Here is a 16,764-nt window from a genome sequence, read left to right on the forward strand (position 1 = left end):
AAGACCGGAAATTATAACAACCTATCCTAATCGGACTGAAGGAGTGTTTCTCAATGTTTACAAGCATCGAACAATTTGCAGCCAGCTGGAAGCAGCAATCGGCCGCGACACAACAGGTCATGGATGCGCTCACCGACGCATCGCTCTGCCAGGAGATTGCTCCCCGCTATCGAAGCCTCGGCCAAATCGGGTGGCACCTGGCCACCACTGTACATGAGATGCCCAGCCGCACCGGTTTAATCTTCCCGCAGCTTGAAGGCGAAGAGCTTGCCCCGGCATCCGCCAAAGTGATCGCGGAGGGTTACCGGAGCGCCAGCAAGGCTTTGCTGGATGCAGTGCAAGCCCAGTGGAAGGACGAGGATTTGTTGAAAATGAGCGACATGTACGGCGAGCAATGGTCCAATGGGCTGACGCTACGCATCCTTATTCAGCATGAGATTCATCACCGCGGCCAAATGACGGTTCTGATGCGGCAAGCGGGCCTGCGTGTGCCCGGCCTCTACGGACCGACTCGCGAAGAATGGATTGAAAGCGGCATGCAGCCCCTGATTTAATACGGACAGGACCAAACGGAATGGCCCGCATCACCTGTTTCCGGAATATATCCGCTATCCTTACTAAGTTAAACGCATGGAGCAGCAATCGAAGCGTACATCATAAAATTTCGAGCGCACATTAGGTCACAAAATCCGCTCAAAAGAAGCTATCCGACCCCACCGGTTCGGATAGCTTCTTTATTCGTTTGCTGTTTGAACTTTTTTGAATCTATCGAGCCGGACCATGAAGTACATTTCGCCATCACATTTTTCAGGGGTTAGCCGCTGAAAATGGACGGCGCAGCCGTCTTAACCCGGCTCCGGTGTGAAGCACGCAAAGATACATCGCTGCCTTTGTATTTAGGGGGCCACTGCTGCCAGACAGCAAAACACCGCGCGCTGTATGCAGCGCGCGGTGCGAATCTTCATATCATATCAGTCGAGACCTGGACGGTAAGATGAAAAGATTGCCAGCCGGCAGATGAGACGACGATGAGCGTTACATGCCTAGCAAGGCTTGATTACGATCGTCTGGCCCGGCGCCATTGTGACCGTAAGTGTTCCTGCACCAGCTTGAGACCCGCCGTCATTTCCTTCGGTCTGCAGCGGAACGTTAGCCCGGATAGAGCACGCTCCGGCCTGGGTGCTTCGGATGACAGCCTGCACCAGCTTGCCGCCGCTCCATTCGATATCCACTTCATACCCGCCCCGGGCACGCAAGCCGCTGACACGGCCGGACACCCATGCTTTTGGAAGCGCCGGGAGCAGGTGAATGCCGCCGTCGTGGCTTTGCAGCAGCAGCTCCGCGATACCGGCCGTGCCGCCGAAGTTGCCGTCAATCTGGAAGGGCGGGTGATTATCCAGCAGATTCGGCAGCGTCGATTTCGCCAGCAGCGCTCTGACATTCTCATAAGCCGTCTCCCCGTCCTGCAGCCGTGCCCAGAAGTTAATAATCCAGGCGCGGCTCCAGCCGGTATGTCCGCCTCCGTTGGCAAGACGGCGCTCCAGGGTGACCCGGGCGGCAGCCGCCAGCTCCGGTGTGCCCTGTACTGTGATTTCCTTGCCCGGATGGAGCCCGAACAGATGAGAGATGTGACGGTGTCCCGGCTCCCGCTCCTCGTAATCCTCCATCCATTCCTGAATTTGGCCGTACTTGCCGATTTTGGTTTGCGGCAATCGGCTGCGGATAGCGCTCAGCTCCTCCCGGAATGCTTCATCCCTGCCTAGCAGTGACGAGGCATCAATAACCGCACTGAACAAGGCGTTCAGAATTTGATTGTCCATCGTCGGGCCGGCACACAGCATCGGGACGGAGCCGTCCGGCATAATATATTTGTTCTCCGGCGAGGAGGAAGGGCATGTAACCAGCTTGCCGTCAGGCCCTTCGATTAAGTAATCCACAAAAAATAACGCGGACTCCTTCATCGTGTCATACGACCGGTCCAGAAAAGCCATATCCCGGCCGAATTCAAAGTGCTCCCACAGGTGCAGGCACAGCCATGCCGCGCCGAGCGGCCAGTAGGTCGCAGGAATGTAAAGATCCTGCGGCGCTGTATCCCCCCAGATGTCTGTGTTATGATGAGCTACAAAGCCTCTGCAATTGTACAGCTTGGCAGCTGTATTGCGCCCCGGCACACGCATCCGCTCAATATGGTCGAACAGCGGCTGATGCAGCTCGGGCAGATTGCAAACCTCGGCCGGCCAGTAGTTCATTTCGGCATTAATATTAATCGTGTATTTACTGTCCCACGGCGGATTCAGCAGCTCATTCCAGATGCCCTGCAGGTTCGCGGGCAGTGAGCCCGGCCGGCTGCTAGCAATAAGCAAATAACGTCCATAATGAAAATAAAGCGCAGCGAGTGCTTCATCCGAATGTCCGGCTTTGACCCGCTCCAGCCGCTCATTGGTCGGCAGCAGCGCAGCTTCCTGCTCGTCCGCAGCCGCTCCCTGCAGCTCCAGACCGACCCGGCCGAACAGCGCCTGGTGGTCCGCCTGATGAGCCTGCAGCAGATCCGCAAACGGCTTGGACGCTACCGCTTCGGCTTGCCGGATGCAGTAGGCTTCCGGGTCGGCTTCGCGGAAGGTGGTCGCCGCCGTCAAAACCAGCATCGCCTCGCGAGCTCCTTCGACGACAAGGTGATCCCCAATGACGGCTACGGTTCCGCCATCTGTTACCGCGCGGAGGGCAGCTCGGAAATCGACGCCGCCGCCGCCGGCATTGCCGCGCATGACAAGCGTCCTGGCATCATGCCGGACCGTATGCTCGAAATCACGGTTGCGGTGCAGCCGGGCGGAGAAGGAGAGCAAGTCCGGGCCTTCTGCGCGCACTCGCATAATGATGGCCTCATCCGGATAGCTGGCAAACATTTGACGGCTGTACGCCGTTTCGCCGACCTGGTAAGAAACGGTTGCCAGGCCGTTATCCAGGTTCAATTCCCGGCGGTAACCGGTCGCATGCTTATGCCCCAGGAACGTCATGGCAATATCGCCCAGCGGCGTGTAATGCCGCATGCTCGGCGGCGTAGAGGATAACGCATACAAGGCCAGCTGCTCTGCTTCCTTCACCCGTCCGGAGAGAATCAGCTCCCGGATACGCGGCAGGTTCTCCAGCGCATCCGGATTGTTCCGGTCGATTGGCCCGCCATACCAGACCGAATCCTCATTGAGCTGGATGCGCTCCTTATCCGTGCCTCCAAAAATCATTGCGCCAAGCTTGCCGCTTCCGATCGGCAGCGCTTCATTCCAATTGGCCGCCGGGCGGCTGTACCAAAGCTGCTTGCTGCCCGAAGCAGTGTAGTGGTTCTCAACCTGTATTGAATTCAAAATGATAGCCTCCCTGCTAATCGTAAGGTTATAAATATGTTATCGGTAACATAATACCACAATTACTTGATATAATCTTGTTTATTGTTGCGTTGTTTTTCACTTTTAGCTGTTTTTTTGTTCTCTGGAGGTGCAAGCATGAGCGATATGGTCGGACCCAAATACGAATTGGCGGGGAGCCAGTTTACCATTCAATACATGCGGCGCAAGGGCTATTCCGAAATGCCCCGCGCCCATTTTCATCCCCACTATGAGCTGTATTATTTGATGCATGGGGAACGGACCTTCTTTGTCAACGACAAGGTGTATTCCGCCGAGCCGGGCGATATGATTATTGTAAATCCATATGACATGCACCGGACCATCAGTCTGGACGGCACCGGCTTCGAGCGGGTGCTGGTCGGCTTCTCCCCGGACTTCGCCTTCTCCTCCAGCTGGAAGGAGCAGCTGCCGTTTCCGGCCTTCATCGAAAGCTCCCGGCTGCTGCGGTTTGCAGCGGAAGAGCAGCAGGCTATCGAGCAGCTGCTGATGGAAATTTTGAAGGAATGCAAGGAGCAGCAGGTGGGGCTGGAGATTTATGTGCAGGCGCTGCTGACCAAGCTGCTGTTGCGGATTTACCGGGCGGCGCAGGCGGAGCAGCGAACGGATCAGCGTGAGCATCCGATGCACAATAAAATATCGGAAATCGCCGCTTACATGCATGAGCACTTCCGCGAAGACATATCACTTCAGGAAGTGGCCAAGCTGTTTTATGTGAGCCCGTCCTATCTAAGCCGGATTTTCAAGCGGATTACGGGCTTTCATTTCCGCGAGTATTTGCAATATGTGCGGATTAAGGAAGGGCAAAAGCTGCTGCGGGAGACGCGCGACAAGGTGCAGACGATTGCAGAAAGCATCGGCTTTGAGAACATCGCCCACTTCAACAAAACGTTCAAAAAAATTACAGGCAGCTCTCCCCTCCGTTACCGCAAAGAAAATAACGATGCGATCGAAAAGGAAGCGGATTACAGAAGCAAAATTCAGCGCCCCCTTCCCGCCGACTAAGCGCAATCATTTTGGCCACTTTCGAACGGTTATTTGATGGTTATTTGATAATGATTTACGGGATACAGCCCCGCGAAAGCCGCGTTGAACCATGCCAGATGATCAGGCCCTGGCCTGTCCATGATCCGTTACACGCAAAAAAACCACCTTCATCTCCCCCGGATGAGCAGGGAATCGAAGGTGGCCTTCAGCATACGGCTACTGCTTGGAGGGGTAAATCCCTTCCAGGCAAATAATATAGTTCAATGCGACGAACGGCTGCATATTGTTATGAGCCTGAGACCCACCCACACTGGATAGAGCGGCAGGCTGCATGTCGACATTCGGCGTTTCTGTGTAAACGCTGACTGTCGAGCCCCGCGGCTCATTGGCCCAAACGTTCCCGATCGGACTCGTGTCGGTTGCGGTTGTTTGGGAATTAACCGTATGCGTATGATATGGAATTTCGTTCACACTCAGCGTCTCCGTCATGCTTCCCCCTGACGAATAGCAAGCCCTGGGAGTCAGACCGGCTCCGCTGCCCTGATGCATCGGCACGCAGCCGCGCAAATCAGGCAAACAGAAGTACGTTTTGTTATCCGTGCCGAACGCTCCGCCCAGTATCGTAAACAAAGCCTGATATCTCAGCAGAGACAATTGCTGGCCCTGGCAAAAGGCCCAGCCTGCCGGTGCATAGTTGCCTGAAAAAATGCGGATTTCACCTAAATAAGCGTCCATAGTAATCCTCCCTTTCGTTTATTTAATTATTGAGAATGCGGCGGGAATACACCCTGGAGAGCAATGCAGAAATTGACCACGGCATAAGGCTGCATATTGGAGTGAGCCTGGCTGGAACCGGCATTGGCGATCGCGGCCGAGGACATAGTCCCGCTGGCGGCTGAGCTGTAGCCCATGGCGCTTCCAGCACCCCACACATTATTTGTTGCCGCATTCAAATTTGCCGTATTTGTACTCCCGATGACCGAATGAGTATGTTGGGGAATTTCGTTCATGGTCAAGGTGTGCGCTTCTTCGCCCGCGGTCATATAGAGTGGAATGCCGGCAGCAGCATTCGGGTTCAAGACCGCCTTCCCTTGCAGATTCGGCAATTGGAACGTGGTTTTGCCGTCCCCTCCGAAGCTCGTTCCAATCAGGGAATACAGCGCTTGATTCTGATTGATGAGCATAACCTGACCGTTGCACTGCGCCCAGCCTCTTGGAGCAAAATCAAATGAAAACAGGCGAATTTCGCCGATAAACCAATCCCCCATCGTTCTCTCTCCTTTGTATATAGTGAATTTATATCGATGCATGAATAATAGAATTTAGTTCGGACGCACAGGATACATCCCCTCAGTGGCAATGATATAAGTCAATGCCATAAACGGCATCATGTTGTTGTGGGACTGATTCCCGCCTACTCCGGATACCGTACCGGGGTTCATCGTCGCGTTCGGGGCCGCACTGGAATATTGCTTCACGGTGCTGGCTGCCCAGAATCGATTCGTTGGAACGATGGACTCTCCGGGATTTTGCTGCGCACTTGCAATGTGTGTATGCTGAGGCAGCTGAGACTCCAACAGTGTAACCGTCTCGGTTCCCTTCTTGTCCCCCCGCGCGTAACTGGTTCCTTGAACGCTGGTTCCCATATGAACCGCAACACGGCCCTGAAGATCCGGCAGCGCAAAATTATTGGTCCCATCCCCGCCATACACGGTTCCAATCACACTATAGAGCAATTCATACTCAGCAACAGAGAGTAATTGTCCATTGCACAAAGCCCAGCCTGCGGGCGCATAATTACCGACAAACAGCCGGATTTCCCCTACATATTGATCACTCATTGGAATATCCTCCTTAATCTGTTGTAATGGAATCGCTAGACAAGCGTTTCATCCTTCAATACGCTGAACACCGCTTCGTACAAGAAGCCGTCCTCTGTACGCCCAACCGGCACCAGCATCCAAAGCACCTCATCAAGGGTGTCATGCTGCAGCTTGTATACATCTTGAGGAAGGCAACGCTCCAAGGCGCCTTTGAAAAATAATGAAAATTGCTCAAATTGGGCATTACCGCCCATAGGCTTCACCTCAGCCAGCTGAAGAAAAGACGCTTCCTCCTGATTGCTCAGAAGGAATTTGCTCCCCTTCTCCAGCCCCTGTGCCAGAGCCAACGTAAACTTCTCCATTTGCGCCTCCCCTTACCTGTTGATTAAATCAGCTTGCTGCAGCAATCTGCGGACCAGAGCGGCTGTCTCCGCACGCGTTACTTCGTCCTTCGGATGCAGTCCGCCAATGCCACCTTCTACAAGCTGGTTGCGAACTGCAGCGGATACCGCATCCTTGGCCCAGCCGCTAATCCGGGCTTGATCGGCAAATGCGGCCAATGCCTCGGGCTGCGCCGAAGTATCCAGCTTCGTCAGTTTCATGGCTCTTGCTATGATAGTGATGGCTTCTTCGCGCGTAATCGTACGCTGCGCGGCAAAGTCGCCATTCTCATAACCATTAATCAAACCGTAAGCGGCAGCTGTTTCGGTATAGCCTGCATACCAGTCACCGGCAGTTACATCTGGAAAGGCTGCCTGAGATTGAGCCTGTATTTCAGCTGGCTTCAATCCGAGACCGCGAACCATAATCGCAGCAAACTCGGCGCGGGTAATTGGCAGATCCGGAGAAAAGCGAGTCTCGCTCGTGCCCTGGATAACCAGTCTGGAGGTCAGATCATTTACATCCGCCTTGCTCCAGTGCTGTTCCACATCTTCCAGCGTACGCGGGTTCCATACAACCGAATACGTGCTGTTCGACAGGCTGCTGATCACCGCATAATAAGTGCCGTCGACTTGAGTAATCCTGGTCGGCACATGGGATACCTGGCCGTTCGGGCCAAGTACAATGCCCGTTGTAATTTGCGACGGATCCACAGCAGCAGGAACAGGAATCGTCCGCTCAACATAACTGTTAAATGCGGATACAACCACCTGCTTATCGCCGTACTTCGCAATGATCTGGAAGTCAACAGGCGGCACTACAACCTTCATGGAGCCATCAGCTTCATTGGCGTATACAAGCTGTGCCTGCTGCGCTCCCGATGCGGCAATATTAATGCTGATTTGGATATCCTCAAGCGCTGCCGGCGATCCCAGTTGTCTGGAAATTTCATCGATTTGAATTTCTGCAGCCGGTAGGGTGTAGGCAGCCAGTGCGGTTTTGATTTCAAGCACGGCTGATTTGTCCTCCATCGTTTTAGCCAGCTTGCCATTCAACTCGCTGATAATACTCGTCGCGGCTTCCGTGTACGGAATCGTAACCGTACGGTTGGATTCCGTTTCCAGTTTATGAGCAATTGTATCGTTATCAATCGTAATTACTGTCTGACCATTGCCGTTTGATTTCGCGACAGCCGTCTGCTCCTGCTTCACTCCATCTACATAAACCGCAATTCCGCTATTGGACGGGCTGGACGGCGTCTGTCCGGAGGAGGATGAACCGGAGGACGAGCCTCTATCCTTATCCTTCTGGGCCCGTGTTACGGTCAGGGTATAGGTCACATCACTAAGCCCGTCGCTGGATTTCACGACGATGGTAATCGTATTGACGCCAAGCTCAAGCGGGATTGCGCCCGAAGCCTGACCGGAATCAACCGCGCTGCCGTTGACCGTAATCCCCATAGCCTCGCCGGCCATTACAGGTGTCACCGTCATTTCAGTCACTCCGTAAGCCACCTGCAGCTGATAAGCTGTCCGTTCAGGCGAGAAGACGGGGGATACTGCCCCTGCAGAGACTGCCAGACTGCTTAATTGGGCCTTGCTTGTTCTAAACAGCCGAATCGTATACGTTTTGACCGGGTCCGAGGCATTCGGCGGCGTAACCACAACCGGAATTTCATTCAGGCCTACCGCCAGATTCGTAATCACTGCGCTTAATCCAGGCTGACCGCCAATGGTGACCGTCGCATTCGGATCGTAAACTGCGGCAGTAACTGTAGTGGATGTAACGGAAAAAGCAACTGTTTCTTCATAAGTGAGCGTATTTTTGTCGAAGGCCGGTGTCATGCCGCCCGTGCTGGTGGACAAAGCGCTCAAATCTGCAATCCCCGAAGGGAAAATCGTTACCGTGATGACAGCAGGGTCCGAATCAAGCTGACCGTCGGTTGCCACATAGGTGAAGCTGTCCAAGCCAAGCTCTCCCGGACGAGGCACATACACAAATTCATCCCCGTAAACGGCAAGACTTACGGATTTGGTTCCTGGTGTCAGCAGCCGGAAGGTCAAGGAATCTCCATCCACGTCCGTCGCGTGCAGCTTCTTGGTTAAAGTGGAGAAGCTGGTAACGCTGTAGCTTGCATTCTCCGCCACCGGTTTATCATTCACGGGGTTTACTGTAACGGTGAACGTCACCGGGTCCGATTCATCCGTTCCGTCAAAAGCCTTGATGCTGAGGCTGTCTGTTCCGTTATAATCCGGATTCGGCGTATAGCTTAGCTGATTGCCGTTACTTACAGCGGCAAGGCCGTGCTGAGCCTGTCCAGCAATGGAGAAAGTAAGTGGGTCTTGATCCAGATCAGTGCCTGTCAAGGTATGGAGCAGGACATCATCCTCATCCACCTGCAGCACTCCGGGCTGCGTCACAACCGGCTTCGCATTGCCTACAGAAACCTTGAAGCTCGTTGTGCCTTCCGCCAGGCTGGCGTCAAACACATGCAGCGTAATGGTCGCTGATCCAAGTAAGCCGTTAACCGGTTCTACCGTAACCGTGCGCTGTTTTCCGCTGCCGCTGAGCGTAATATGACTCACCGGAATCAAAGCCGTGTTGCTCGATTCGGCAGTAACCACAAAATCAGCCGGCTCTGCATCCGGGTCGGTAATGGTAAATGCCAAAGCGGAAGTTGCCGTATTCTTGGCCACACTCTGATCAGCGATAGCGCTGATTGAAGGCGCATCATTGACAGAGGTCGTGATTACGGTCGTTTGGCTGTCTGTGACAGGAAGAGCCTCCCCGTCTGTGACGGTAATCGTGATGGTTGCGGTTTCGGTCGTTTCGGGTGCAGCACGGTTCGGTGCCGGCTCAAATACCAGTTGTCTGATTTGGCTGGTCAATTGAGCCTCTGTCCCGCTGGCCTCATACACATTCCCTGTCACGCTGAAGCCGGCCGCCTGCAGGGAGGCCGCTGTAAATCCGCCTTTAGCCGCATCGTCCAGTTCGATGGTCAGGGTCAAAACCTGTCCTTCATCAGCATCGGCAACACTGACGTTAGGAAATGGCATAGCAGTTTCGGTATCCAGTATTTCGAACGGCATCACTGTAATACCGGACAATTCCGGCGCATCGTTCACCGCCGTGACCGTTACGGTAATCGTGCTCGTTGCTGTGCCGCCGTTGCCGTCGCTCACTTCGATTTTGAACTCATCTTGACCGTTGTAGTCCGCGTCCGGCGTATATTCCCAAGCACCTGTGGATGCATTGACTGTTGCTGTGCCGTGCGCGGCCTGCTGGGAAATCGAGTACGTCAGCGTATCCCCATCCACGTCGGTGGCCGATACTTGTCCGCTTGCTGCCGTATCCTCATCCGTTGTTGCCGTATCGTCGCTGGTTACCGGCGCATCGTTCACCGCCGTGACCGTTACGGTAATCGTACTCGTCGCCGTGCCGCCGTTGCCGTCGCTCACTTCGATCTTGAACTCATCTTGACCGTTGTAGTCCGCGTTCGGCGTATATTCCCAGGCACCTGTAGACGCATTGACTGTTGCTGTGCCGTGCGCGGCCTGCTGGGAAATCGAGTACGTCAGCGTGTCTCCGTCCACATCCGTGGCCGATACTTGTCCGCTTGTGGCCGTATCCTCATCCGTTGTAGCACTTTCAGCAGGAGTCATTACCGGGGCATGATTGACTTTATTGACCGTCACCGTAATCGTACTCGTCGCCGTGCCGCCGTTGCTGTCGCTCACTTCGATCTTGAACTCATCTTGACCGTTGTAGTCCGCGTCCGGCGTATATTCCCAAGCACCTGTAGACGCATTGACTGTTGCTGTGCCGTGCGCGGCCTGCCGGGAAATCGAGTACGTCAGCGTATCCCCATCCACGTCGGTGGCCGATACTTGACCGCTTGTTGGCGTATCCTGGTCCGTTGTTGCCGTATCGTCGCTGGTTACCGGCGCATCGTTCACCGCCGTGACCGTTACGGTAATCGTACTCGTCGCCGTGCCGCCGTTGCCGTCGCTCACTTCGATCTTGAACTCATCTTGACCGTTGTAGTCCGCGTTCGGCGTATATTCCCAGGCACCTGTAGACGCATTGACTGTTGCTGTGCCGTGCGCGGCCTGCTGGGAAATCGAGTACGTCAGCGTGTCTCCGTCCACATCCGTGGCCGATACTTGACCGCTTGTGACCGTATCTTCATCCGTTGTAGCCGTATCGTCGCTGGTTACCGGCGGATTATTCACTACGGTTTGTTCATATTGCAGATAAGGGTCCGCATCAAAACGGAACCGGTGAACTGCCGCACCGTCGTTCACATTTTCCGCACCGGTGATAAAAAAGGTAAGCATCCCGTTTGAAGCGTCGTTAAAATAAGTCGTCACATCAAAGGACAGCAGCTGTTCTGCTTCAATCGTGCCCAAATGGCTGTCAAGCAGCTCGTACTTACTCGGGGTTGTCAGCACTTCATTCATCGTAGGCCAGTTGGTATGGGCATTTTCAGAGCTGGAAGGCAGCGTCGTCGACTTGTATGCCCAGACCTTGGCAATAGGTATGCCGCGGATGGCTACCTCTTCCGGACCGGTGCCATTATTTTCGCCTACCTTAATGCGCAAATAAACCTTATAGCCGGCAGGAGCATTCGCTGTTTTATTGAACCTCACAAAGGCATGATAGGCATTCGTTACGCCCGTTTGAAATCCAATAAAGTAAGGCGCCCCCACATACGCCCCATAAGTAAAATCATGACCTGCAATTGCAGCAAGGGGCGGCCCGGCCAGCGTATCGGCATACACGGCCTCCCGGCCGCCGAATATCCCAACCATAATAAACACCACTGCCATCAGTCTGGCAAAAAGAACTCGCACTCCTGTTCTCTTCACGCTTTCCTCTCCTTTATACATAAAATAAATGGTCGTAGCAGCGACAAAATCGGACAAAAACTAGAGGTAAGCCGCAGCTTGCTCCTAAGCATGAGAATCGACAAAATTCCCGTTTTTCCCCAATAAGTATATCAATTCGTTCTGAACAAATTCTGAACATCATCACAATAAATGGAATTCAAAGCACGATGCCATTACGCAAATTCAGAGAAGCAGCTCCTCTGTCAGTTTACAAAATGAATCTCCCAAAAAACTCTCAAATTGTCATTTAACAGAAAATAAAATGCTTCATATGGCGGGGCGTGATTACGTGCTGATGCACACCAAAAAAGCTGTTCCGGCCGAAGCGCATTCCCGTTTCCTTCCTTGGCTCACAGCCAAACGCGAATGTGTTTCGAATCAGAACAGCCTCTTTGTCATTTGTTTAAATATGCACCGGCATCGGATCGACCTTCAGCCCGTTCTCCACCATAGCGGCTTCACTGTCATTAAACCGGTACAGCCGGTGAATGAGCACAGTGACTTGCTCGCCGGGAAGCAGCGGCTCTTGCTCAAGCGGGCGGTATGCATACAACCGGGTCCCTCCGACTTCCGCCTCAACCAGCCAGTTAGCCCCGCGAAAATAGCTGGCCCGAACCACACCCGACTCGGCGGCAAGCGGATAGCTCACCTCGCGCTCACGGCCAATCTCCACAAATTCAGGACGGATGATACCCTTCGCAGGGGCGTCGCCCTGTTCCGGCTCAAACCCCTTCAGCCCGGATACATTTTCCAGCACCGTCGATTCCCCGATAAATCCGGCCACAAATGCGGTGTTCGGCTGGCGGTATATGTCCAGCGGCGTCCCTTTTTGCTCAATCCGGCCCTGATTCACAATAATTATTTCATCTGCCACCTCGACAGCCTCTTCCTGATCGTGTGTCACGAAAATCGTCGTAATGCCGACACGATTGATCATTTCCCGCAGCCAGGTGCGCAGCTCCTTGCGTACCTTGGCATCAATGGCTGCAAACGGCTCATCGAGCAGCAGCAGCTGCGGCTCGGGAGCCAGCGCCCGGGCAAACGCCACACGCTGGCGCTGGCCGCCGGACAGCTGGCTCGGCAGCCTGCGTTCCAGCCCTGTCAGCCCTGTCAGCTCCAGCAGCTCCGTAACGCGCGCCTTAATCTCCGCTTTACTGCGGCGCTGAACGGTAAGCCCGAAGGCAATGTTGTCGTACACCGACATATGGCGAAACAGCGCATAGTTCTGAAATACGAAGCCGATGCCCCGCTCCTGCGGAGGTACATCATTCACCCGCTTGCCGTGTATATAAATGTCTCCCGAATCGGGCTGCTCAAGACCGGCCAGCATCCGCAGGATCGTCGTCTTGCCGCCGCCGCTTGGCCCGAGCAGGCCAATCAGCTTTCCTTGACCGACGGTAAAGCTGACATCCTTCGAGGCTTCAAAAGCGCCGAATCGCTTCCATAAAGATTCCACCACTACATGCTCCATCGTGAGTCCCTCCCGGTAAGCCGGCGTCCGGCGCCAGCATGAGTGCTAATAATTCCATACAGCCTTTTTTCAATCTCCTGACAAGCATTCTCTCTATACAGCTGCCAACAACAAGGTCGTCTGCGCGCAGGCTAAAGCCTTATTTTCGGCACCGTCCCGAATCCTTCCAGTTTCAAGCGGCGCTTGATTGCAAGTAATCTGCACAAGCAGCGCCCGTTGCATTCTGCGTCAGCCCCCGGACATTAAACCGATTGCGCCGCTTGGGAACCGGACTTGCCCTGACCGGTTCCGGCGGAGCCGCGGCCTGACGCAGCCTGAGCTTCCGCGAGCTGGGCCTGACGCAGCTCCTTCTGCTGCAGCCATTCCATCAGGTGTTTAATAATGAGCGTCACTACGGCCACCAGCACCAGCAGGGAAGCAGCTGCAAACGATGCAGCAAACTGGTATTCATTGTATAAAATCTCCACGTGCAGCGGCAGCGTGTTCGTTTCTCCGCGAATATGTCCGGATACTACCGATACGGCGCCGAACTCGCCCATGGCCCGCGCATTACACAAAATTACGCCATACAGCAGCGCCCACTTGATGTTCGGCAGCGTAATCCGCCAAAAAATACGCCAGCCGCCTGCGCCCATACTGGCTGCGGCCTCCTCCTCCTGGCTGCCCTGCGCCTGCATAACCGGAATAAGCTCTCTGGCTACGAACGGGAATGTAACAAATATCGTCGCAAGCACGATCCCCGGCAGCGCGAACACGATGCGAATATCATGCGCAATAAGCCACGTCCCGAAAAAACCGCGCGAGCCGAATAGCAGCACGAACACAAGACCGGAGATAATCGGTGAAATCGCGAACGGCAAATCGATCAGCGTGATCAGGAAATTTTTCCCTCTAAAATTAAATTTGGTGACCGCCCACGCCGCAGCTACGCCGAACACTGTATTCAGCGGGACCGCGATGGCCGCCGTCAGCAGCGTCAGGCGCACTGCGCTTAGCGCTTCCTTCTCCGTAATAGCGGCCAAATAGACTTCCGCTCCCTTGCGGAAGGCCTGCGTGAATACAACGCCAAGCGGCAAAATAAGCACAACGGCAAGAAACAGCAGTGCAATTCCGATCAGCACCCACTGGATGCCCCGCGACTCTGTGATATGTCTTGGCCTGGACCCCGCCGCAGCGGTTCCGCCTTGAACCGTAATGACTCCAGCCATCCGCTTCCCTCCCCTTCTGTTGAAATATAAAATGAACTGCTGGCGATAAGGCCTGTGAAACTGTGAAAACCAAGCTGCCTCCAGACAGGCCTTGCTCCGGCATTTACCGGTCTTCGTTGTTCATTTCAAGCTTTTCATTCGAAGAACCCCGCCGCCAGTAAGCCCTCGTTGTCCTCAAGCTCTGGTTTTCGCCTCGTTTTGGGGCGGGCAGCTTACTTTCCAGGCCGCCGTTTCTAGGCCGCCGTACGGCGGCCCGCATACCACTGCAGCAAATTAATGACCAGCAACAGGGCAAAGGAAACGACCAGCATGCCCAGCGCGATCGTTGTCGCTCCCGCATAATCGAACTGCTCCAGCTTGGTGCGGATGAGAAGAGGCGTGATTTCGGTTTTCATCGGCATATTGCCGGAAATGAAAACGACAGATCCGTACTCGCCAAGCCCCCGGGCAAACGCTAATGCAAACCCCGTCAGCAAAGACGGCAGCAACTGGGGAAAAATAACCCGGATAAACGTGCGCAGCCGATAAGCGCCCAGGCTGACTGCCGCTTCTTCGATTTCTCGCTCCAGCTCCTGCAGCACAGGCTGAACAGAACGTACGACAAACGGCAGCCCGATAAAGGTCAAGGCAATCGTGATGCCAAGCGGGCTGAAGGCTGATTTAATGCCGAATTCCCCCAGAAAGCTTCCGATCGCCCCATTCGGGGCATAAATCGAAGTCAGCGCAATCCCGGCGACAGCTGTCGGCAGCGCAAAGGGCAAATCGATCAAGCCGTCGACCAGCTTGCGCCCGGGAAATGAATACCTTACCAGCACCCAGGCGACCAGCAATCCGAAAACGGCATTGATGAGGGCCGCATAAAAGGCTGTGCTGAAGCTGATTTGAAAGGAAGCCACCACCCGGTCATCGGTCAGGATGCTCCAAATCTGCTCCCAGCTGAGGGACATCGTCTTCAGCAGCAGTCCAGCCAGCGGGAACAGCACGATCAGGGATAAGTACAGCACTGTGTATCCCATGGAAAGCCCGAATCCAGGCAAAATGCTGCGCTGCTTTTTCTTTTTCATGTGCGAGGTCACTCCCATTCTTCCCCTGTTTTCATAATTGCTTCTGATGAATGTTAATAATACCTAGTTGTTTAGTGTGATTTATGGTTTTTATCATATCATCGGCTTTTATTTACTGTCAACGGTTTTTCCTATATTTCCGGTTGGAATTATTATAATTCACCTTGTCTCCTCCTGCACAAATAATTGATTTCGAGAATACGGGGAATGACGGTTTGACAGGGCAAAAGAATGAAAATGACTATTTCTTGCGTAGAGCCTCCGATCACTCTATTTTGAAAAGGTCCAAGCCGCCTCAAACTGATGCTTTTACTAGGATAAGGTGGAATACTAATGAATTGGTGGGGAAAGCGGTTTATTTTGAAATCGTAGATAACAATGAAGGGGGACATTTGCGTGGCTTGCAGCAGATTCCATCCGAAGTGGTAGTAACTGGAATGTATTTATGAATGCTGAATGGAGCAACGATTGTAAATTTGTACCAGGCAGTACAACCGGTACCGCTTTCAGGAAGGAATGTGAAGTCTGGCCCCACGGCAGTAAGGTTGGTTGGGAGGGGAATGGATGGATGGATGGATTCAATCCGGGGAGGCGAAACGGCAATAGGAACATGGAAATCTGGATTATTTACTGTCCAGAATGACACCCTTTCCTTCCTGGCTGCTGGACATGATGATCAGCATCTACTTCCTTCAAACTCCCGCCTGGCCTGTTTTCATCCGCAGCCAGGAAGAATTTAAGCGCGGCGAATCGAGCAGGCCTCCCTTTGCCCTTGGAAATAAAGGCGCGCAACTACTCACGTTCTTCGGTCGTGAAGCGAACTGGATTTGGATCGGACGCGTTTATGAAAACCTCATTTCTGGCACTACTATACCAGCACTACTATACCAGCACCACAGCAAAAGAAGCCAAAAGAAGCCAAAAGAAGCGGAGTTGCTACTTCCGCTTCTTTTGCTTTGATTCTACTTATTATTCAGTTTTCTTACATCATCGTCAAATGCCTTGCTATATTGCTGGAATAATCCAGTATCAAATTTGTAACTCTTCTCATTTGCTTGGGGCTTGTTATTCTTAAGCTGATTGTACAAATTATCGGTCTCTACTGACAGTTTTGACCAAACTTGCTTCACATGATCATATTTCCCATCTAAGCCTTGTATAAATGTGTTATACTCTTCCTTTTTTTCCATTGCTTTGCCGAGACGCTCAATTGTGAAATCGATGTCGATTTTCTCACCCGTGCTACCAGTCCCACTATTTTTATACCAACTAATAGTAACAAAACCTTCGTTCCAAAATGAAACGGTAATAAACTTACTAATTTCTTCCAATTTCGACTCTACAGTGGGCTCTTCCTTTTTAGCGGAAGCGGAAGCATCCTGTTTATTTACTGCGTTAGCTAATGAATTCTGAACTGCTTCTGCCAGTTTTTCCTCGTCCGTTTTTTCTTTGGCACATCCGCTAGCGAGCAACATTACACTCGCCATGCCAATGAACAACACCATTTTTTTGTTGCGATTCAACATCCTATTGACTCTCCCCT

At 53.3% G+C, this 16,764-nt stretch carries 13 protein-coding genes; 3 read left to right on the forward strand and 10 right to left on the reverse strand.

Going from position 1 to position 16,764, the window contains the following annotated elements; translation table 11 throughout:
- Positions 1 to 53 precede the first annotated feature (53 nt).
- Positions 54 to 554, forward strand: a complete 501-nt coding sequence (locus WBG83_RS19680) for a DinB family protein (protein WP_336747043.1) — start codon at positions 54 to 56, stop codon at positions 552 to 554.
- Between the two features lie 489 nt (positions 555 to 1,043).
- Here WBG83_RS19680 and WBG83_RS19685 read toward each other — a convergent pair whose 3' ends face one another.
- A complete protein-coding gene (locus WBG83_RS19685) occupies positions 1,044 to 3,359 on the reverse strand; it encodes a glycoside hydrolase family 95 protein (protein ID WP_336747044.1) in 2,316 nt (771 codons plus the stop codon).
- A 138-nt stretch (positions 3,360 to 3,497) separates the two neighbouring features.
- Between WBG83_RS19685 and WBG83_RS19690 the strand changes: the two genes are divergently transcribed.
- A complete protein-coding gene (locus WBG83_RS19690; protein ID WP_336747045.1) occupies positions 3,498 to 4,403 on the forward strand; it encodes a helix-turn-helix domain-containing protein in 906 nt (301 codons plus the stop codon).
- 198 nt (positions 4,404 to 4,601) lie between these two features.
- Here the strand turns inward: WBG83_RS19690 and WBG83_RS19695 are convergent, their stop codons facing one another.
- From WBG83_RS19695 to cysT, 8 genes are all read right to left on the reverse strand, one after another.
- Positions 4,602 to 5,120, reverse strand: coding sequence for a phage tail protein (locus WBG83_RS19695; protein ID WP_336747046.1), 519 nt, complete (start codon positions 5,118 to 5,120; stop codon positions 4,602 to 4,604).
- Positions 5,121 to 5,146: 26 nt separating this feature from the next.
- Complete coding sequence (locus WBG83_RS19700) at positions 5,147 to 5,653, reverse strand: phage tail protein (protein WP_336747047.1); 507 nt, start codon at positions 5,651 to 5,653, stop codon at positions 5,147 to 5,149.
- 54 nt (positions 5,654 to 5,707) lie between these two features.
- Positions 5,708 to 6,226: a phage tail protein gene (locus tag WBG83_RS19705; protein WP_336747048.1), complete on the reverse strand. Its 519-nt coding sequence runs from the start codon at positions 6,224 to 6,226 to the stop codon at positions 5,708 to 5,710.
- Positions 6,227 to 6,261: 35 nt separating this feature from the next.
- Entirely contained in the window at positions 6,262 to 6,570 is a 309-nt protein-coding gene (locus WBG83_RS19710; RefSeq protein ID WP_336747050.1) for a DUF6916 family protein, read from the reverse strand.
- Between the two features lie 12 nt (positions 6,571 to 6,582).
- Complete coding sequence (locus WBG83_RS19715) at positions 6,583 to 11,457, reverse strand: Ig-like domain-containing protein (RefSeq protein WP_336747051.1); 4,875 nt, start codon at positions 11,455 to 11,457, stop codon at positions 6,583 to 6,585.
- A gap of 424 nt (positions 11,458 to 11,881) precedes the next feature.
- Positions 11,882 to 12,949 carry a sulfate/molybdate ABC transporter ATP-binding protein gene (locus tag WBG83_RS19720; RefSeq protein WP_336747052.1) on the reverse strand — a complete coding sequence of 356 codons (1,068 nt, stop codon included), beginning with the start codon at positions 12,947 to 12,949 and terminating at the stop codon, positions 11,882 to 11,884.
- Between the two features lie 242 nt (positions 12,950 to 13,191).
- On the reverse strand, positions 13,192 to 14,157 hold the full coding sequence (gene cysW / locus WBG83_RS19725; RefSeq protein WP_336747053.1) for a sulfate ABC transporter permease subunit CysW: 966 nt from the start codon (positions 14,155 to 14,157) through the stop codon (positions 13,192 to 13,194).
- 233 nt (positions 14,158 to 14,390) lie between these two features.
- Positions 14,391 to 15,221 (reverse strand): sulfate ABC transporter permease subunit CysT, encoded by an 831-nt coding sequence (cysT, locus tag WBG83_RS19730; RefSeq protein WP_336747054.1) that lies wholly within the window; start codon positions 15,219 to 15,221, stop codon positions 14,391 to 14,393.
- Between the two features lie 669 nt (positions 15,222 to 15,890).
- Here cysT and WBG83_RS19735 point away from each other — a divergent pair.
- Entirely contained in the window at positions 15,891 to 16,181 is a 291-nt protein-coding gene (locus tag WBG83_RS19735; protein ID WP_336747056.1) for a hypothetical protein, read from the forward strand.
- A gap of 2 nt (positions 16,182 to 16,183) precedes the next feature.
- Here WBG83_RS19735 and WBG83_RS19740 read toward each other — a convergent pair whose 3' ends face one another.
- Positions 16,184 to 16,747, reverse strand: coding sequence for a hypothetical protein (locus WBG83_RS19740; protein ID WP_336747057.1), 564 nt, complete (start codon positions 16,745 to 16,747; stop codon positions 16,184 to 16,186).
- Positions 16,748 to 16,764 lie beyond the last annotated feature (17 nt).

Origin of the sequence: Paenibacillus sp. y28 (assembly GCF_037137075.1) — a bacterium.
Classification (GTDB): Bacteria; Bacillota; Bacilli; order Paenibacillales; family NBRC-103111; genus JBBBNV01.

Excerpts from the sequence above, each read along its gene's own strand:
- WBG83_RS19735 (WP_336747056.1), top strand. The coding sequence starts at position 15,891 with ATGATGATCAGCATCTACTTCCTTCAAACTCCCGCCTGGCCTGTTTTC.
- cysT (WP_336747054.1), bottom strand. The coding sequence starts at position 15,221 with ATGAAAAAGAAAAAGCAGCGCAGCATTTTGCCTGGATTCGGGCTTTCC.
- WBG83_RS19680 (WP_336747043.1), top strand. The coding sequence starts at position 54 with ATGTTTACAAGCATCGAACAATTTGCAGCCAGCTGGAAGCAGCAATCG.
- WBG83_RS19740 (WP_336747057.1), bottom strand. The coding sequence starts at position 16,747 with ATGTTGAATCGCAACAAAAAAATGGTGTTGTTCATTGGCATGGCGAGT.
- WBG83_RS19700 (WP_336747047.1), bottom strand. The coding sequence starts at position 5,653 with ATGGGGGATTGGTTTATCGGCGAAATTCGCCTGTTTTCATTTGATTTT.
- WBG83_RS19705 (WP_336747048.1), bottom strand. The coding sequence starts at position 6,226 with ATGAGTGATCAATATGTAGGGGAAATCCGGCTGTTTGTCGGTAATTAT.
- cysW (WP_336747053.1), bottom strand. The coding sequence starts at position 14,157 with ATGGCTGGAGTCATTACGGTTCAAGGCGGAACCGCTGCGGCGGGGTCC.
- WBG83_RS19710 (WP_336747050.1), bottom strand. The coding sequence starts at position 6,570 with ATGGAGAAGTTTACGTTGGCTCTGGCACAGGGGCTGGAGAAGGGGAGC.
- WBG83_RS19690 (WP_336747045.1), top strand. The coding sequence starts at position 3,498 with ATGAGCGATATGGTCGGACCCAAATACGAATTGGCGGGGAGCCAGTTT.
- WBG83_RS19695 (WP_336747046.1), bottom strand. The coding sequence starts at position 5,120 with ATGGACGCTTATTTAGGTGAAATCCGCATTTTTTCAGGCAACTATGCA.
- WBG83_RS19720 (WP_336747052.1), bottom strand. The coding sequence starts at position 12,949 with ATGGAGCATGTAGTGGTGGAATCTTTATGGAAGCGATTCGGCGCTTTT.